The organism is Rahnella ecdela, assembly GCF_019049625.1.
GTDB classification, from domain to species: domain Bacteria; phylum Pseudomonadota; class Gammaproteobacteria; order Enterobacterales; family Enterobacteriaceae; genus Rahnella; species Rahnella ecdela.
This window is the reverse complement of sequence record NZ_JAFMOY010000097.1, coordinates 1-18,403: the sequence shown is the minus strand read 5'-3', so window position 1 is coordinate 18,403 and position 18,403 is coordinate 1. Positions and strand designations below refer to the sequence as shown.

Annotated in this window: 15 protein-coding genes; 6 read left to right on the top strand and 9 right to left on the bottom strand. The window is 51.5% G+C overall.

All coding sequences use genetic code 11. The features are described from left to right. Nucleotides 1–117: 117 nt before the first annotated feature. Genes thiC through thiH form a run of 6 tightly spaced genes read left to right on the top strand, consistent with a single transcriptional unit; the run spans nucleotide 118 to nucleotide 5,579 of the window. Nucleotides 118–2,070 (top strand): phosphomethylpyrimidine synthase ThiC, encoded by a 1,953-nt coding sequence (gene thiC, locus J1784_RS01660; protein ID WP_238485340.1) that lies wholly within the window; start codon nucleotides 118–120, stop codon nucleotides 2,068–2,070. Next, entirely contained in the window at nucleotides 2,067–2,720 is a 654-nt protein-coding gene (thiE, locus tag J1784_RS01655; RefSeq protein WP_217147752.1) for a thiamine phosphate synthase, read from the top strand. The genes thiC and thiE overlap by 4 nt, the downstream gene beginning before the upstream one ends. Further along, a complete protein-coding gene (locus J1784_RS01650; RefSeq protein ID WP_217147751.1) occupies nucleotides 2,713–3,462 on the top strand; it encodes a HesA/MoeB/ThiF family protein in 750 nt (249 codons plus the stop codon). Before thiE ends, J1784_RS01650 begins: the two co-directional genes overlap by 8 nt. Next, entirely contained in the window at nucleotides 3,459–3,659 is a 201-nt protein-coding gene (gene thiS, locus J1784_RS01645) for a sulfur carrier protein ThiS (RefSeq protein WP_217147750.1), read from the top strand. The genes J1784_RS01650 and thiS overlap by 4 nt, the downstream gene beginning before the upstream one ends. A gap of 1 nt (nucleotide 3,660) precedes the next feature. Then, complete coding sequence (locus J1784_RS01640; RefSeq protein ID WP_217147749.1) at nucleotides 3,661–4,440, top strand: thiazole synthase; 780 nt, start codon at nucleotides 3,661–3,663, stop codon at nucleotides 4,438–4,440. Then, a complete protein-coding gene (gene thiH / locus J1784_RS01635; RefSeq protein WP_217147748.1) occupies nucleotides 4,437–5,579 on the top strand; it encodes a 2-iminoacetate synthase ThiH in 1,143 nt (380 codons plus the stop codon). The genes J1784_RS01640 and thiH overlap by 4 nt, the downstream gene beginning before the upstream one ends. Nucleotides 5,580–5,847: 268 nt before the next feature. On the opposite strand, the gene rpoC is transcribed toward thiH, so the two are convergent. The 9 genes from rpoC to J1784_RS01590 all read right to left on the bottom strand — a co-directional run. Further along, entirely contained in the window at nucleotides 5,848–10,068 is a 4,221-nt protein-coding gene (rpoC, locus tag J1784_RS01630) for a DNA-directed RNA polymerase subunit beta' (protein ID WP_120135116.1), read from the bottom strand. 91 nt (nucleotides 10,069–10,159) lie between these two features. Continuing rightward, nucleotides 10,160–14,188 carry a DNA-directed RNA polymerase subunit beta gene (rpoB, locus tag J1784_RS01625; RefSeq protein WP_217147747.1) on the bottom strand — a complete coding sequence of 1,343 codons (4,029 nt, stop codon included), beginning with the start codon at nucleotides 14,186–14,188 and terminating at the stop codon, nucleotides 10,160–10,162. A 332-nt stretch (nucleotides 14,189–14,520) separates the two neighbouring features. Continuing rightward, nucleotides 14,521–14,886 carry a 50S ribosomal protein L7/L12 gene (gene rplL, locus J1784_RS01620; protein ID WP_120135114.1) on the bottom strand — a complete coding sequence of 122 codons (366 nt, stop codon included), beginning with the start codon at nucleotides 14,884–14,886 and terminating at the stop codon, nucleotides 14,521–14,523. Nucleotides 14,887–14,952: 66 nt separating this feature from the next. Next, a complete protein-coding gene (gene rplJ, locus J1784_RS01615) occupies nucleotides 14,953–15,450 on the bottom strand; it encodes a 50S ribosomal protein L10 (RefSeq protein WP_217147746.1) in 498 nt (165 codons plus the stop codon). Nucleotides 15,451–15,787: 337 nt separating this feature from the next. After that, nucleotides 15,788–16,492 carry a 50S ribosomal protein L1 gene (gene rplA, locus J1784_RS01610; protein ID WP_112288544.1) on the bottom strand — a complete coding sequence of 235 codons (705 nt, stop codon included), beginning with the start codon at nucleotides 16,490–16,492 and terminating at the stop codon, nucleotides 15,788–15,790. Nucleotides 16,493–16,495: 3 nt separating this feature from the next. After that, complete coding sequence (gene rplK, locus J1784_RS01605; protein WP_013577413.1) at nucleotides 16,496–16,924, bottom strand: 50S ribosomal protein L11; 429 nt, start codon at nucleotides 16,922–16,924, stop codon at nucleotides 16,496–16,498. A 178-nt stretch (nucleotides 16,925–17,102) separates the two neighbouring features. After that, on the bottom strand, nucleotides 17,103–17,648 hold the full coding sequence (gene nusG, locus J1784_RS01600; RefSeq protein WP_009639145.1) for a transcription termination/antitermination protein NusG: 546 nt from the start codon (nucleotides 17,646–17,648) through the stop codon (nucleotides 17,103–17,105). Then, complete coding sequence (gene secE, locus J1784_RS01595) at nucleotides 17,649–18,032, bottom strand: preprotein translocase subunit SecE (protein ID WP_034794996.1); 384 nt, start codon at nucleotides 18,030–18,032, stop codon at nucleotides 17,649–17,651. A 253-nt stretch (nucleotides 18,033–18,285) separates the two neighbouring features. After that, on the bottom strand, nucleotides 18,286–18,403 hold a 118-nt coding region (locus J1784_RS01590), incomplete at its 5' end, for an EF-Tu C-terminal domain-related protein (RefSeq protein ID WP_445482723.1).

Below are 18,403 nucleotides of genomic sequence, written 5' to 3'. Positions count from 1 at the left end.
AGCGCAATCTGGCATCTGCCTGTATCAGACCGCCTGTGCTGCACCGCCCATTTTTACTCCTGCCGTAAACCTCCAGACAAGCAATTTTCCATCACTTTTTTTTGCGAGGAATTTGCTATGTCGAGTACCCAAAAACCCGTTACTCCTGAAAAGAAACCCACTAATCGCCGTGAACAACGTGCTCAGGCACAGTCGTTTATCGACAGTTTGCAGGGCGAAGCCTTTCCCAACTCCCGGCGTATATATCTTGGAGCTGACCGGGAAGATATCCGCGTGCCAATGCGCGAAATTCAGCTAAGCCCGACCCTGGTCGGCGGCGGCAAAGATAATCCGCTGTTCGAGGATAACGAAGCGATCCCGGTCTATGACACCGCCGGACCTTACGGTGATCCTTCAGCCGTTATCGACGTGCATACCGGTCTGGAGAAATTACGCACCCGTTGGATAAATGAGCGCGCGGATACGGAAGAACTCCCGCAGGTCAGCTCCGGCTTTACTCAACAGCGGCTGGCAGATGAAGGGCTGGATCATCTTCGCTTCGAACACCTGCCGCGTCCGCGCAAAGCCATGTCTGGTAAAAATGTCACGCAACTGCATTACGCCCGCAAAGGCATGATTACACCGGAAATGGAATTCATCGCTATTCGCGAAAACATGGGACGCGAGCGGATCCGTAGTGAGGTATTACGCCAGCAACATCCCGGTGAAAGCTTTGGAGCACATCTGCCCGCCAATATCACGGCTGAGTTTGTCCGCCAGGAAGTCGCTGCCGGTCGTGCGATTATTCCCGCCAACATCAACCATCCTGAATCAGAGCCAATGATCATCGGCCGTAATTTTCTGGTGAAAGTGAACGCCAATATCGGCAACTCGGCGGTGACATCTTCCATCGAAGAAGAAGTCGAGAAACTGGTATGGTCGACGCGCTGGGGTGCGGACACCGTGATGGATCTTTCCACCGGTCGCTACATCCACGAAACCCGCGAATGGATCCTGCGTAACAGCCCGGTGCCGATCGGCACGGTGCCGATTTATCAGGCGTTGGAAAAAGTGAACGGCGTGGCCGAAGATCTGAACTGGGAAATGTTCCGCGATACGTTGCTGGAACAGGCCGAGCAAGGCGTCGATTACTTCACTATTCATGCCGGTGTTCTGCTGCGTTACGTGCCGATGACAGCCAAACGTCTGACCGGGATTGTGTCACGCGGTGGCTCGATTATGGCGAAATGGTGTCTGTCGCATCATCGCGAAAGTTTCCTGTTTGAGCATTTCCGCGAAATCTGCGAAATCTGCGCCGCCTACGATGTTTCTCTTTCATTGGGTGACGGCCTGCGTCCGGGGTCGATTCAGGACGCCAACGATGAAGCGCAATTCGCCGAATTACGCACGCTGGGCGAGCTGACCAAAATCGCCTGGGAATACGATGTTCAGGTGATGATCGAAGGACCGGGGCATGTGCCGATGCAGATGATCCGCCGCAACATGACCGAAGAACTCGAGCACTGCCACGAAGCGCCGTTCTATACCCTCGGCCCGCTGACCACCGATATCGCCCCCGGTTACGATCATTTCACGTCCGGTATCGGTGCCGCGATGATCGGCTGGTTCGGCTGCGCCATGCTGTGTTATGTCACGCCGAAAGAGCATCTCGGCCTGCCAAACAAAGAAGACGTCAAGCAGGGTCTGATCACCTACAAAATCGCCGCACACGCCGCTGATTTAGCGAAGGGACATCCCGGCGCGCAAATCCGCGATAACGCCATGTCAAAAGCACGTTTCGAATTCCGCTGGGAAGACCAGTTCAACCTGGCACTTGATCCCGCCACGGCCCGCGCCTACCACGATGAAACACTGCCGCAGGAATCCGGTAAAGTCGCACATTTCTGCTCGATGTGCGGCCCGAAATTCTGCTCAATGAAAATCACTCAGGAAGTTCGCGATTACGCCGCCGCGCTTGAAGCCAAAGCCCAACCAATTGAACTCGTCGAATCCGGCATGGCACAGATGTCCGCTGAATTCCGTTCACGCGGCAGCGAGCTTTATCACCCTGCCACGGAGATTAACAAATGAATCAGTCAGCTCAGCCCTTTCCTGCCGTTCCTTTTCACCTCGGCTTATATCCGGTCGTGGATACCGTGGAATGGATTGCCCGCCTGCTCGACGCAGGCGTGAAAACGCTGCAACTTCGCGTGAAAGATTTGCCCGATGAGGACGTCGAACCGGCGATTATCGAGGCAATCGCACTGGGAAAAAAATATCAGGCACGGTTATTCATCAACGATTACTGGCGTCTGGCAGTAAAGCATCAGGCATATGGCGTACATCTTGGTCAGGAAGATCTGGATACTGCCGATCTTGAAGCCATCCGTCAGGCCGGTTTAAGGCTGGGCGTTTCCACGCATGACGATATTGAAATGGCGCGTGCTGTCGACGTGAATCCTTCGTACATTGCCCTCGGCCATATTTTCCCGACGCAGACTAAAGATATGCCATCAGCGCCGCAGGGACTGCAAGAATTGACCCGACACATTAAGCAACTCGACGGCAGCTTCCCGACGGTAGCTATCGGTGGGATCAGCATTGACCGCGCGCCGTCAGTTCTCGATTGCGGCGTCGGGAGTATTGCTGTCGTCAGCGCCATTACGCAGGCGGCGGACTGGCGTGCAGCGACTGCCGAACTGCTGGCTTTATGCGCCAGCAAGGTGCCGGAAGATGCTTAACGATGCGGCTTTTATGCGCTACAGCCGCCAGCTGATGCTGGAGGAATTCGGCCCGCAGGCGCAGGAAAAGTTACAGGCGGCCAAAGTGCTGATTGTCGGGCTCGGTGGTCTCGGTTCTCCCGCCGCTCTTTATCTGGCGGCGGCGGGCGTTGGCACGCTGATTCTGGCCGATGACGATCAGCTGCACATCACCAATCTTCAGCGGCAAATCCTCTACCGCACGGCAGATCTTGATCAGCCGAAGGCCGTTCTGGCAAAGCGAGAACTGCTGCGCCTGAATCCGCTTTGTGAAGCAGTGGCTATCACGGAACGCCTGTCGGGTGAAACGCTGATCCGTGCGGTGGCGGATGCTGATATCGTTTTAGATTGCAGCGACAACATGGAAACCCGGTACGCAGTTAACAAAGCCTGCGTGGATGCCGGAAAAACCCTCATCAGCGGCAGTGCGGTCGGCTTCAGCGGGCAGATTCTGGAGATTGAAGCCCCGTATACTCACGGTTGTTATGCCTGTTTGTATCCGGATCAGGAAATCGCGCAACGCAATTGCCGCACGTCTGGCGTGCTCGGGCCCGTCGTCGGCACTATCGGCACATTACAGGCACTGGAAGCGCTGAAAATTCTGGCTGGCTTACCTTCTGTTCTGAGCGGCAAGTTACGGCTGTTCGACGGTAAGACGCAGAACTGGCGTTCGCTGCAACTCACACGATCCTCAACCTGTGCCGTCTGCGGAGGCCACTCGTGAACATTCTGGTCAATGAAGAATCACACCAGTTCAGTCAACCGCTGACGCTACTGGCTCTGCTCGATGAGCTGGCGTTAAATTCTGCAGGCAGCGCACTGGCAGTAAATCAGGTCATTATCCCCCGCGATAACTGGCCTGCTCACTTGCTGGAAGACGGCGATGAGATTTTGCTCTTTCAGGCGATAGCCGGAGGCTGACATGTTAAAAATTGCTGATACCACATTCACATCGCACCTTTTTACCGGAACCGGGAAATTCGCCAGTCCGGCGCTGATGCAACAGGCGCTTGCAGCCTCCGGCTCTCAGCTGGTGACGATGGCGATGAAACGGATTGATCTGCGCCGCGGCGGAGACGATATTTTGTCACCTCTGCAACAGCTCGGCGTCCGTTTGCTGCCCAATACTTCAGGGGCAAAAACGGCAGAAGAAGCGGTGTTTGCCGCACAACTGGCAAGAGAAGCGCTGGGCACAAACTGGGTGAAACTTGAAATTCATCCGGATATGAAATATCTGTTGCCCGATGCGGTTGAAACATTGAAAGCAGCAGAAATGCTGGTGAAACAGGGCTTCATTGTACTGCCATATTGCAGCGCGGACCCGGTTTTGTGCAAACGTCTGGAAGAAGCGGGCTGCGCTGCGGTTATGCCACTGGGTGCGCCTATCGGTTCTAATCAGGGACTGCAAACCCGCGAGTTTCTGCAAATCATCATCGAGCAGGCACGTATTCCGGTCGTGGTTGATGCGGGTATTGGCGCGCCGAGCCAGGCCGCTGAAGCGCTGGAAATGGGCGCTGATGCGGTGCTGGTCAATACTGCCATTGCCGTCGCCGGCGATCCGGTGGAGATGGCAACCGCATTCCGGCTGGCCGTGCAAGCCGGGGTTATTGCCCGCCAGAGTGGTTTGGGTGGCAGACAACGACACGCGAGTGCATCCAGCCCGCTGACCGATTTCCTTAATACCTCGCAGGCACCGTTATGAGCAATTTTACGGATGTCTGGTCAACACTTGGCTGGGATGACATTTCTCTGCGCATCAACAGCAAAACACCCCGGGATGTTGAACGGGCACTCAGCCGGAATAAGATCGACCGTGAAGATTTTATGGCGTTGATGTCTCCGGGTGCCCTGCCTTATCTGGAATCGATGGCGCAGCGGGCGCAGCAGCTCACGCGCCAGCGGTTCGGCAATACGGTGAATTTTTTCGCACCATTGTATTTATCCAATCTTTGCGCCAACGAATGTACTTATTGCGGCTTTTCGATGAGCAATAAAATCAAACGTAAAACGCTGGATGAGGATGAGATAGGACGTGAATGCGAAGCGCTGAATGCACTGGGCTTTAAACATTTGTTGCTGGTCACTGGCGAACACAAAGGAAAAGTCGGCATGGACTATTTCCGTCGTCATTTCCCCGCGATCAGAAGTCATTTTGATTCTCTGATGATCGAAGTTCAGCCGCTTGAACAGGAAGAATATGCCGAGCTGAAAACCCTGGGGCTGGACGGGGTGCTGGTTTATCAGGAAACCTACCATGCGCCAACTTATGCATTGCATCATTTGCGGGGGCAAAAGCAGGATTTTTTCTGGCGGCTGGAAACACCGGACCGGCTCGGGCGTGCCGGTATCGATAAAATCGGCCTTGGTGCGCTGTTCGGGCTTTCCGGCAACTGGCGGACCGACAGTTATATGGTGGCGGAGCATTTGTTGTACCTGCAACAAACTTACTGGCAAAGTCGCTATTCGGTGGCGTTTCCGAGATTACGCCCGTGTACCGGAGGGATCGAACCTGCTTCTCTGCTGGAAGAAAATCAGCTGGTACAACTAATTTGCGCTTTCAGGATGCTGGCACCGGACGTCGAGCTTTCTCTGTCGACGCGCGAATCGCCTCACTTTCGGGATCACGTCATTCCGCTGGCGATCAATACCATCAGTGCCGGATCGAAGACGCAGCCCGGTGGCTATGCTGACGATCATCCGGAACTTGAACAATTTGCACCGCACGATAACCGATCGCCGCAACGCGTCGCAGAAGCCTTAACGCAAGCCGGGCTGCAACCGGTCTGGAAAGACTGGGACAGTTTTTTGGGGCGCGTCTCGCAGGAAAATGTCGCCGGATGACAAACTGAAAAACTCTCAGGAATCCAGATTCCATAAAGTGATTTTGCCCCTCGCGCCAGCAGGCTGAGGGCATTACTGTGCTGTTGCCGCTGCACATTCGCAGATGGCCGGCGCCACTCATCCCGGTGCTGCTTCCAACCAGCCGAAACAGGTTATCGTCCAGTTCCCTGTTTCGGCTCCTCTCTTTTAGTCTTTTCAATTCCCAAATTTCAGGCAAAAAAAAACCGCCCCCGAAGGAGCGGTTTTATGTCGTTTCGACAGAAGACGATTAATCGTCGCTGTTACCGAAACCTGCGTTCAGCAGTTCAGCCAGGTTAGCCGTTGCTTCATCCGCGCTGACTTGCGGTACAACTGGCACTTCACCCTGTGCTTTACGGCGTGCACGATCCTGGTGATAAGCGTAACCGGTACCGGCTGGGATCAGACGGCCAACGATAACGTTCTCTTTCAGGCCACGCAGTTCATCACGTTTACCGGCAACAGCCGCTTCGGTAAGAACGCGCGTGGTTTCCTGGAACGATGCAGCAGAGATGAAGGATTCGGTCGCCAGGGATGCCTTGGTGATACCGAGCAGGTCACGGCTGAATGTTGCCGTGATTTTGCCTTCAGCTTCCAGCTTACGGTTAGCGATTTTAACGCGAGACATTTCTGCCTGCTCGCCTTCCAGGAAGTCAGTGCCACCAGCGCTAACGATGGTGCCTTTACGCAACATCTGACGAACGATAACTTCGATGTGTTTATCGTTAATCTTAACGCCTTGCAGACGGTAAACTTCCTGCACTTCGTTGGTGATGTAGCGGGTAACCGCGTGAACACCACGTAAACGCAAGATGTCGTGCGGAGACTCAGGGCCGTCGGATACGACGTCACCACGTTCCACAACTTCGCCTTCGAACACGTTCAGCTGACGCCATTTAGGGATCATTTCTTCGTAAGCATCGCTGCCATCCAACGGAGAAATTACCAGACGACGTTTGCCTTTGGTTTCTTTACCGAAGGAGATGATCCCGCTGATTTCAGCAAGGATTGCAGGCTCTTTCGGACGACGTGCTTCGAACAGGTCAGCAACACGTGGCAGACCACCGGTGATGTCCTTGGTACCGCCGGATTCCTGAGGAATACGCGCCAGGGTGTCACCAGAGTGGATCTGAGTACCATCTTCCAGCTGAACAATCGCTTTACCCGGCAGGAAGTATTGAGCAGGCATATCAGTACCTGGGATCAATACGTCGTCGCCTTTAGCGTCAACGATTTTCAGTGCCGGACGCAGATCTTTACCGCTACCGGTACGCTCTGCAGAGTCCAGAACTACCAGAGAAGACAAACCGGTCAGGTCGTCGGTCTGGCGTGTGATGGTCTGAGTATCCACCATATCGGCAAAGCGAATGAAACCACTCACTTCACTGATAACTGGCATTGTGTGCGGATCCCAGTTAGCAACGGTTTCGCCGCCGTTAACTGATGCGCCATCGCCTTTGCCCATCACGGAACCGTAAGGCACTTTATAGCTTTCTTTGGTACGACCAAATTCGTCGATCAATTTCAGCTCAGTGTTACGGGAAGTGATGACCAGTTTGCCGTTAGAGTTGCTAACGTGCTTGTGGTTGCTCAGTTTAATGGTACCCGTGTTCTTAACCTGGATGCTGGATTCCGCTGCCGCACGAGATGCCGCACCACCGATGTGGAACGTACGCATCGTCAGCTGGGTACCCGGCTCACCGATTGACTGTGCTGCGATAACACCGATCGCTTCACCTTTGTTGATGATGTGACCACGTGCCAGGTCGCGACCATAGCAGTTTGCACACACACCAAAGTCAGTTTCGCAACTTACGACTGAACGTACTTTCACGCTGTCGACAGAGTTTTCTTCTAACAGATCACACGTCTTCTCGTGAAGCAGGGTGTTACGTGGAACCAGGATATCAGCCGTACCCGGCTTGATGATATCTTCGGCAGTCACACGACCCAATACACGTTCGCGCAGTGGTTCTTTAACGTCGCCACCTTCGATAACCGGAGTCATCATGATGCCTTCGTGAGTACCACAGTCGTCTTCGGTCACTACCAAGTCCTGCGCGACGTCAACCAGACGACGAGTCAGATAACCGGAGTTCGCAGTTTTCAGTGCGGTATCCGCCAGGCCTTTACGAGCACCGTGAGTAGAGATGAAGTACTGGAGTACGTTCAGACCTTCACGGAAGTTCGCGGTGATTGGCGTTTCAATGATGGAACCATCCGGCTTAGCCATCAGGCCACGCATACCGGCCAGCTGACGAATCTGTGCAGCAGAACCACGCGCACCGGAGTCGGCCATCATAAAGATACTGTTGAAGGAAACCTGCTGTTCAACAACACCGTCACGGTTGACGACGTCTTCAACAGACAAGTTTTCCATCATTGCCTTAGCAACACGTTCGTTGGCCGCAGCCCAGATGTCGATCACTTTGTTATAGCGTTCGCCAGCAGTTACCAGACCAGACTGGAACTGTTCCTGGATTTCAGCAACTTCGGTTTCTGCTTCTTCGATGATCTCTGCTTTCTTCGCAGGGATTACCATGTCATCGATACCTACTGACGCGCCTGAACGGGCAGCGTAAGCAAAACCGGTGTACATGATCTGGTCAGCAAAAATAACGGTCGGCTTCAGGCCCAAAATGCGGTAACAAGTGTTCAGCATTTTGGAGATAGCTTTTTTGCCCAGAGGCTGGTTGACGATAGAGAACGGCAGACCTTTAGGTACGATCATCCAAAGGATGGCGCGACCGACAGTCGTGTCGATAATCGACGTCTTATGCGTAACTTCACCTTCGGTGTTTTTGATCTCTTCTGTAATACGCACTTTGACACGCGCATGCAGAGAGGCCAAACCGGCGCGGTAAATACGCTCAGCTTCTTTAGGGCCAGTCAGAACCATGCCTTCGCCTTTGGCGTTAACACAGTCACGGGTCATGTAGTACAGACCCAAGACAACGTCCTGAGAAGGAACGATGATTGGCTCGCCGTTCGCAGGTGACAGGATGTTGTTGGTAGACATCATCAACGCACGCGCTTCCAGCTGAGCTTCCAGCGTCAACGGTACGTGAACAGCCATCTGGTCACCATCGAAGTCGGCGTTATATGCCGCACAAACCAGCGGATGCAGCTGAATTGCTTTACCTTCGATCAGAACCGGTTCAAACGCCTGGATACCCAAACGGTGCAGGGTTGGTGCACGGTTCAGCAATACCGGGTGTTCGCGGATAACTTCGTCCAGGATATCCCAAACGACAGCTTCTTCGCGCTCAACCATTTTCTTAGCGGCTTTGATGGTGGTGGCCAGGCCACGCAGTTCCAGCTTGCCGTAGATGAACGGTTTGAACAGTTCCAGTGCCATTTTCTTCGGCAGACCACACTGGTGCAGACGCAGGTATGGACCTACGGTGATAACGGAACGACCCGAGTAGTCGACACGTTTACCCAGCAAGTTCTGACGGAAACGACCCTGTTTACCTTTAATCATGTCTGCCAGAGATTTCAGCGGACGCTTGTTAGAGCCGGTGATAGCGCGACCGCGACGGCCGTTATCCAGCAAAGCATCTACCGCTTCTTGCAGCATACGTTTTTCGTTACGTACGATGATGTCTGGCGCAGCCAGATCCAGCAGGCGTTTCAGACGGTTGTTACGGTTGATAACGCGACGATACAGATCATTCAGATCTGACGTTGCGAAACGGCCGCCGTCCAACGGAACCAATGGACGCAAGTCTGGTGGCAGTACCGGCAGCACGGTCAGGATCATCCACTCTGGTTTGTTACCAGACTGAACGAACGCTTCCAGCAGCTTAATACGCTTGGTCAGCTTCTTACGTTTGGTTTCGGAGTTGGTTTCGTTCAACTCTTCACGCAGTTGCTCGCACTCTGCTTCCAGGTCCATGTTTTTCAACAGAGCCTGAATTGCTTCCGCACCCATCTTCGCATCGAACTCATCACCAAACTCTTCCAACGCATCCAGATACTGCTCTTCAGTCAGGATCTGGCGTTTTTCAAGGTTAGTCATGCCGCCTTCGATAACCACATAGGATTCGAAGTACAGAACACGTTCGATGTCACGCAGTGGCATATCCAGCAGCAAACCGATGCGCGATGGCAGCGATTTCAGGAACCAGATGTGTGCAGTCGGGGAAGCCAGTTCGATGTGGCCCATACGCTCACGGCGTACTTTAGTCTGGGTCACTTCAACGCCGCACTTCTCGCAGATCACGCCGCGATGTTTTAAACGCTTGTACTTACCGCACAGGCATTCGTAGTCTTTTACTGGTCCGAAGATACGGGCACAGAAAAGGCCGTCACGTTCTGGTTTGAACGTACGGTAGTTAATGGTTTCTGGCTTCTTAACTTCACCAAAAGACCAAGAACGGATCATGTCTGGCGATGCCAGAGCAATTTTGATCGCATCAAACTCTTCGGTCTTAGTTTGCGCTTTCAGAAACTTTAGTAAGTCTTTCACGGATTGGCTCCCGTCGGGTTAGACCTGTTAGGCACCTGGTCTGTATTGATTAACAGGCAGGTGCCCCTGTGATCAGTGCGAATTCGAGTACTTACTCGTCTTCCAGCTCGATGTTGATACCCAGAGAACGGATTTCTTTCAACAGTACGTTGAAGGATTCCGGCATGCCTGGTTCCATACGATGATCGCCATCTACGATGTTTTTATACATCTTAGTACGGCCGTTCACGTCATCGGACTTAACAGTCAGCATTTCCTGCAGGGTATAAGCGGCACCGTATGCTTCCAGTGCCCACACTTCCATCTCACCGAAGCGCTGACCACCGAACTGAGCTTTACCACCCAGCGGCTGCTGAGTAACAAGGCTGTAAGAACCGGTAGAACGCGCGTGCATCTTATCGTCAACAAGGTGGTTCAGTTTCAGCATGTACATGTAGCCGACGGTAACCTGACGCTCGAATTGCTCGCCGGTACGGCCGTCAAACAGTGTGATCTGGCCAGAGGTTGGGATTCCGCCCATTTCAAGCAGTTGCTTGATCTCTGACTCTTTCGCACCATCGAAGACTGGTGTTGCGATTGGCATACCTTTTTTCAGGTTCTCAGCCAGACGCAATACTTCGTCATCAGTGAAGGTGGTCAGATCAACTTTCTGACATACGTCGTCGCCCAGATCATAGGCACGCTGGATGAACTCGCGCAGCTTAGAAACTTCTTCTTGTTTCTTCAGCATGGCATTGATTTTTTCACCAATACCTTTCGCAGCCATACCCAGGTGGGTTTCCAAAATCTGACCAATGTTCATACGTGATGGAACGCCCAGCGGGTTCAGTACGATATCAACAGGAGTTCCGTTTTCATCGTAAGGCATATCTTCGATCGGGTTGATCTTGGAGATAACACCTTTGTTACCGTGGCGGCCTGCCATCTTGTCACCAGGCTGAATTTGACGTTTAACGGCCAAATACACTTTAACGATTTTCAGCACACCTGGTGCCAGATCATCGCCCTGAGTGATTTTACGACGCTTAGCTTCGAGTTTTTTCTCAAACTCGGATTTCAGTTCGTCGTACTGTTCAGCAAGCTGTTCCAACTGATTCTGTTTGTCTTCGTCAGTCAGTGACAGTTCTAACCAACGATCGCGAGGCAATTTGCCCAGCTTGTCAGCTTCAACACCGCCAGCAACCAGCGCAGACTGGATACGTGCAAACAGACCAGCTTCCAGGATTTGCAGCTCTTCCGTCAGGTCTTTCTTAGCCTGCTTCAGCTGCATTTCTTCGATTTCTAACGCACGCTTGTCTTTTTCCACGCCATCGCGGGTAAAGACCTGCACGTCAATAATCGTACCGGAAACGCCGTTTGGTACACGCAGAGAAGAGTCTTTAACGTCAGACGCTTTCTCACCGAAGATCGCACGCAACAGTTTCTCTTCTGGGGTCAGTTGGGTTTCGCCTTTAGGCGTTACCTTACCAACCAGAATGTCACCGCCGGTCACTTCAGCACCGATATAAACGATACCGGATTCATCCAGTTTGGAGAGCGCAGCTTCACCCACGTTAGGGATGTCAGCGGTGATCTCTTCCGGCCCCAGCTTGGTGTCACGGGACACACATGCCAGTTCCTGAATATGGATGGTCGTGAAGCGGTCTTCCTGCACAACACGTTCGGAGACTAAGATGGAGTCTTCGAAGTTGTAACCGTTCCAAGGCATGAACGCGACACGCATGTTCTGACCCAGTGCCAGTTCGCCCAGATCTGTTGACGGACCATCTGCCAGCACGTCGCCGCGCTCGATAGGTTCGCCCAGATTCACACACGGCATCTGGTTGATGCAGGTGTTCTGGTTAGAACGGGTATATTTGGTCAGGTTATAAATGTCGATACCTGCTTCGCCCGGGTACATCTCTTCATCGTTAACACGAATAACGATACGAGATGCATCCACGTACTGAACAACACCGCCACGTTTCGCTACGGCTGTAACACCGGAGTCAACCGCAACCGCACGTTCCATACCTGTACCCACCAGCGGCTTATCAGCACGCAGAGTAGGAACAGCCTGACGTTGCATGTTCGCACCCATCAATGCACGGTTGGCGTCATCGTGTTCCAGGAATGGAATCAGAGATGCACCAACAGAAACGATCTGCTGGGTGGAAACGTCCATGTAGTCAACCTGATCGCGGCTAAACAGGCTTGATTCGCCCTTGCTACGACAAGTGACTAAATCTTCCAGGAAGTGGCCTTCGTCATCCAGGTTGGAGTTCGCCTGAGCGATAACAAAGTTGCCTTCTTCGATGGCAGACAGGTAGTTAATTTCATCGGTAACCATACCTTCACGCACACGGCGGTAAGGGGTTTCCAGGAAACCATACTCATTGGTCTGTGCATATACAGACAAGGAGTTGATCAGACCGATGTTTGGACCTTCTGGCGTTTCGATTGGACATACGCGACCGTAGTGAGTCGGGTGTACGTCTCGAACTTCAAAGCCAGCACGCTCACGGGTCAAACCGCCCGGGCCCAATGCAGAGATACGACGTTTGTGCGTGATCTCAGACAACGGGTTGTTCTGGTCCATAAATTGTGACAGCTGGCTTGAGCCGAAGAACTCTTTCACCGCGGCCGAAATCGGCTTCGCGTTGATCATGTCCTGAGGCATCAGAGTATCGAGGTCGCCAAGAGACAAACGCTCTTTAACAGCACGCTCAACACGAACCAACCCTACACGGAATTGGTTTTCAGCCATTTCACCGACAGAACGAATACGACGGTTGCCTAAGTGGTCGATATCGTCCACTTCGCCCTGGCCGTTACGGATCCCGATCAGTTTAATCATGACCTGGATGATGTCATCTTTGCTCAGGATACCTGAACCTTCGATTTCATCACGCAGCAGAGAACGGTTGAACTTCATACGACCAACAGCAGACAGGTCGTAACGATCTTCAGAGAAGAACAAGTTCTCGAACAGGCTTTCAGCCGCTTCACGCGTTGGTGGCTCACCAGGACGCATCATTCGGTAGATCTCAACCAGTGCGCTCAGGCGATCGCTGGTTGGGTCGACGCGAATGGTCTCGGACATGTATGCGCCATGATCGAGGTCGTTGGTGAACAGCGTTTCAATGGTTTTGTGACCAGACTGGCTGAGCTTAGCCAGCAGATCCAGAGACAATTCCATGTTAGCTGGAACGATCAGCTCACCGGTATTGGTGTCGATGTAGTCTTTAGAGACTACTTTCCCTGCGATGTACTCAACAGGAACTTCGATGCGCTGAATTTCGTCTTTTTCAAGCTGACGAATATGACGGGCAGTGATGCGGCGGCCTTTTTCTACATAGACTTTGCCGTCAGCTTCGATATCAAAGGAAGCTGTTTCACCACGCAGGCGCTCAGGTACCAGCTCCATCTGCAACTTATTGTCGCGGATCTGGTAAGTCACCTTGTCAAAGAACAGGTCAAGGATCTGTTCAGTCGTGTAATTTAATGCACGCAGAATGATGGTCGCAGGCAATTTACGGCGACGGTCAATACGCACAAACAGGTTGTCTTTCGGGTCAAACTCGAAATCTAACCATGAACCGCGGTAAGGGATGATACGTGCGTTATAGAGCACTTTACCCGATGAATGGGTTTTACCCTTATCGCTGTCGAAGAATACACCCGGACTACGGTGCAGCTGAGATACGATAACCCTCTCAGTACCGTTAATCACAAAGGTACCATTTTCGGTCATGAGCGGAATTTCGCCCATATAGACTTCTTGTTCCTTGATGTCTTTGACCGTACCTTCTGGCGCTTCACGTTCGTAGATTACCAGGCGCAACTTCACGCGCAGTGGCGCGGAGAACGTCACACCACGGATCTGGCATTCTTTAACGTCGAATACAGGCTCACCAAGACGGTAGCTAACGTATTGCAGCTCAGAGTTACCGCTGTAGCTCTTTATAGGGAATACAGAACGGAATGCAGCTTCCAGACCGTATTGGCCTTCCGGATCTTGCTCGATAAACTTCTGGAACGAGTCAAGCTGGATAGAAAGGAGATATGGAATGTCCAGAACTTGTGGACGTTTACCAAAATCCTTACGAATGCGTTTTTTCTCGGTATAGGAGTAAACCATAGGGTTCCTCAGCTCGCTGATCAGTGACCCAATCTTGTCTGCCCTGAAAAGGACAGTTCATGCAACACCGTTTATGTCGACCGGAAAGCAGAAACGCTTCCCGCAATATCTATTTTCAATCACTCTTAAATCATTTCGTTGTGCATTATCTGTAGATGAGCTACAGCAAGGGGCAGCAATATATTAAGGCGTCTCAAGAAAGAGATATTAGAGTAGTTCAGTGCTCAAACAGTGTGAAACACCACTGACACTCTATAGCGCAAAAAGGCTGGTGACTAAAAAGCCACCAGCCATCAGTCTGTTAGGACAGACTGCACTCCGGGAAGTTAAACTTACTTAACTTCAACAGAAGCACCAGCTTCTTCCAGAGATTTTTTCAGAGCTTCAGCGTCGTCTTTGCTGATGCCTTCTTTCAGAGCTGCTGGAGCAGACTCAACCAGGTCTTTAGCTTCTTTCAGACCCAGGCCAGTTGCGGTACGAACAGCTTTGATAACTGCAACTTTGTTCGCGCCAACAGCGGCCAGAACAACGTCGAACTCAGTTTTTTCTTCAACAGCTTCAGCAGCAGCAGCAGGACCTGCAACAGCAGCAGCAGCAGAAACGCCGAATTTTTCTTCCATAGCGGAGATCAGTTCAACGATTTCCATTACAGTCAGAGCTGCAACGCCTTCAATGATTTGTTCTTTAGTGATTGACATTTCAAGTGTTCCTAGAATTCAGAAATAGTTTATACGTAAGCAAATGAACGAGAAAAGAAAGGCTGATTAAGCAGCTTCTTTCTGATCGCGTACAGCAGCCAGAGTGCGAACCAGTTTGCCTGCAGAGGCTTCTTTCATGGTTGCCATCAGGCGTGCGATTGCTTCTTCGTAAGTAGGCAGAGTTGCCAAGCGGTCGATTTGAGCCGCAGGGATAAACTCACCTTCAAAGGCCGCAGCTTTAACCTCAAATTTTGCATTCGCTTTAGCGAAATCTTTGAACAGACGGGCAGCAGCGCCTGGGTGTTCAGTAGAGAATGCAATCAAGGTTGGACCGACAAACGTGTCTTTCAGGCACTCAAACTGAGTACCTTCAACGACGCGACGCATCAAGGTGTTGCGAACAACACGCATGTAAACGCCAGCTTCACGACCTGCTTTACGCAGTTCAGTCATTTTATCTACAGTTACGCCACGAGAATCCGCAACAACCGCAGACAGCGCGCCTTTGGCTACTTCGATGACTTCAGCAACAATCGCTTGTTTGTCTTGAAGATTTAATGCCATTAGCTTTTTGCTCCTGGATTTGGCCGGGGAAAATCCCCGGAACTCACATCACTTGTTATCGAGAATCGATATCAAGCGTTCAAACACGGTGAGCAGAGAATCCAGCAAAGACAAATCTTAATTCTTTATAAAAAAGACAAAGAAATATTTTCTTCAGGCTCTGTCACCGTCTACGCAGGAAGGATTAAGCCCCTTTCAGGGCACCTGCGGTCTTGGACGGAGGCCTGGATAGGCCAGGCTCCAACCGAAAAATCTTGGTTTCGCATTAACGAAACAACGGGCCATAGATTCTAGACAAATCTATCGCCCGCGTAAAGCGATAAACGTCAACAGTTAATTAGTTAACTGTTGCGCTCAGGCCGCTTTGATCAACAGCAAGACCAGCGCCCATGGTAGTGGACAGACTTACTTTCTTGATGAAAACGCCTTTAGCCTGAGAAGGCTTCGCTTTTTTCAGAGCGACCAACAGAGCTTCCAGGTTTTCTTTTAGCTTGTCGGATTCGAAATCAACCTTACCGATAGTGGTATGGATGATGCCGTTTTTGTCGTTACGGTAACGAACCTGACCTGCTTTAGCGTTCTTAACTGCTTCAGCAACGTTAGGAGTTACAGTACCAACTTTCGGGTTAGGCATCAGACCGCGTGGGCCCAGCACCTGACCTAATTGGCCAACAACGCGCATTGCATCAGGAGATGCGATAACAACGTCGAAGTTCATTTCGCCTTTCTTGATCATGTCAGCCAGATCTTCCATACCTACCAGCTCAGCGCCTGCAGCTTTAGCAGCTTCAGCGTTTGCACCTTGGGTGAAGACGGCAACGCGAACAGAACGACCGGTGCCGTGTGGCAGTACGGTTGCGCCGCGAACGTTTTGATCAGATTTACGAGCGTCGATGCCGAGGTTAACAGCAACGTCAACGCTTTCTACGAATTTAGCAGTGGCCAGCTCTTTGAGCAGAGCAACGGCTTCGGTGATGTCATACTGTTTAGTAGCATCAACTTTGTCACGGATCACGCGCATGCGCTTGGTCAGCTTAGCCATTTATTAATCCTCCACTACCAGGCCCATGGAACGAGCAGTACCTTCGATGGAGCGAGTCATCGCTTCAACGTCAGAACCAGTCATGTCCGCAGCTTTGGTTTCTGCGATTTCACGAACCTGAGCACTCGTTACTTTACCCACTTTGTCTTTGTTCGGCTTGCCGGAACCAGACTTGATACCAGCCGCTTTCTTCAGCAGTACTGCTGCAGGAGGGGTTTTGGTAACAAAGGTGAAAGAACGGTCAGAATAAACAGTAATAACAACAGGAATTGGCAGGCCTTTTTCCATGCTATCAGTCTTAGCATTGAACGCCTTACAGAATTCCATGATGTTCACGCCTTGCTGACCCAGAGCTGGACCAACTGGCGGACTTGGGTTTGCCATACCAGCTGCAACTTGCAGCTTAACGTAGGCTTGTACTTTCTTGGCCATGGTAAATATCCTCGTTTGGGTGATATCGCCTGTTTGAAGAGGCTCCCCGTTATTTGCAGAACTTTGTTCTTTACGTTTCACGTGCAGAGGCTGCACATAAAAACAAAAGGCGCGAAATTATAGTTCAATTTCGCGCCTTGTACAACATCTGTTCTAATGAATATTTAGAAAGCTGCTGTTAGCCTTTTTCAACCTGACCGAAGTCCAGTTCAACCGGTGTTGCACGGCCAAAGATGGATACAGACACTTTCAGGCGGCTTTTCTCGTAATCAACTTCTTCGACCACACCATTGAAGTCCGCGAATGGACCGTCGTTAACACGTACCAGTTCACCTGGTTCAAACAATGTTTTAGGACGTGGTTTATCACCCACTTGCTGCAGGCGATTCATGATCGCATCAACTTCTTTATCGCTGATTGGTGCTGGACGATCTGACGTTCCGCCAATGAAGCCCATTACACGAGGAACGCTGCGAACTAAGTGCCAGCTGGCGTCATTCATCACCATCTGTACCAGCACATAACCCGGGAAGAATTTACGTTCACTTTTACGGCGCTGGCCACCACGGATCTCAACCACTTCTTCGGTTGGAACCATGACTTCACCAAACAGTTCTTCCATGTCATGTAATTTGATGTGCTCACGAAGCGATTGCGCTACGCGGCCTTCAAAGCCAGAAAACGCCTGAACGACGTACCAACGTTTTTTAGGTGCTTCAGACATTTAGAACCTCAAGCCAGTAATGAAAGATACCAGGCGGACTAAAATACCATCCAGCCCCCACAGAATCAGAGACATAACGGCAGTTACCGCAGCAACGATCAGTGTGGTATGCAATGTTTCCTGGCGCGTTGGCCAAATGACTTTACGTACTTCAGTACGCGCTTCACGAGCAAACGCGACTGTCGCTTTGCCTTTAGTGGTCAGTAATGCCACTGCGCCTGCAATTGCGATAATAACAACTACGGCTAACGCGCGTAACGGCAGGCTGTATGCACGGTAATAATAGTTACCGACAATAGCTACAACCAACAAAACGGCAACAACCAGCCACTTTACCGCTTCCAGGCCGCGCCCGCTCCCTTGAGCCTCGGTATTCGCACTCATAAACCAACCCGTCACAATGATTCAGAACAAACAACTTTGCCTCGCATTGCGAGGCAAACCAAACCGATCGATGCTCTACTTGAGCGCAATTCGGTGTTTTACGCTATATCTCAGAGCCTATCTCACCAGTGATTATGACGTATAAATCGCTGATGAGATAGGTTCTAGCGCCACAGCGTAGAAAAAAGGGCATCGAATGATGCCCTTTTAGTGTGTATTGCGTCAACGAATAGTGACAAAAAAATATCAGCGATTAAGCGATAACTTTAGCAACAACACCAGCACCTACAGTACGGCCGCCTTCACGGATTGCGAAACGCAGACCGTCATCCATCGCGATTGGGTGGATCAGGGTAACAACCATGTTTACG

What these genes read in the sequence shown, in the direction of transcription:
- thiC (WP_238485340.1), top strand. Translation starts at nt 118, where the DNA reads ATGTCGAGTACCCAAAAACCCGTTACTCCTGAAAAGAAACCCACTAAT.
- thiE (WP_217147752.1), top strand. Translation starts at nt 2,067, where the DNA reads ATGAATCAGTCAGCTCAGCCCTTTCCTGCCGTTCCTTTTCACCTCGGC.
- J1784_RS01650 (WP_217147751.1), top strand. Translation starts at nt 2,713, where the DNA reads ATGCTTAACGATGCGGCTTTTATGCGCTACAGCCGCCAGCTGATGCTG.
- J1784_RS01640 (WP_217147749.1), top strand. Translation starts at nt 3,661, where the DNA reads ATGTTAAAAATTGCTGATACCACATTCACATCGCACCTTTTTACCGGA.
- thiH (WP_217147748.1), top strand. Translation starts at nt 4,437, where the DNA reads ATGAGCAATTTTACGGATGTCTGGTCAACACTTGGCTGGGATGACATT.
- rpoB (WP_217147747.1), bottom strand. Translation starts at nt 14,188, where the DNA reads ATGGTTTACTCCTATACCGAGAAAAAACGCATTCGTAAGGATTTTGGT.
- rplL (WP_120135114.1), bottom strand. Translation starts at nt 14,886, where the DNA reads ATGTCAATCACTAAAGAACAAATCATTGAAGGCGTTGCAGCTCTGACT.
- rplJ (WP_217147746.1), bottom strand. Translation starts at nt 15,450, where the DNA reads ATGGCATTAAATCTTCAAGACAAACAAGCGATTGTTGCTGAAGTCATC.
- rplA (WP_112288544.1), bottom strand. Translation starts at nt 16,492, where the DNA reads ATGGCTAAGCTGACCAAGCGCATGCGCGTGATCCGTGACAAAGTTGAT.
- rplK (WP_013577413.1), bottom strand. Translation starts at nt 16,924, where the DNA reads ATGGCCAAGAAAGTACAAGCCTACGTTAAGCTGCAAGTTGCAGCTGGT.
- nusG (WP_009639145.1), bottom strand. Translation starts at nt 17,648, where the DNA reads ATGTCTGAAGCACCTAAAAAACGTTGGTACGTCGTTCAGGCGTTTTCT.
- secE (WP_034794996.1), bottom strand. Translation starts at nt 18,032, where the DNA reads ATGAGTGCGAATACCGAGGCTCAAGGGAGCGGGCGCGGCCTGGAAGCG.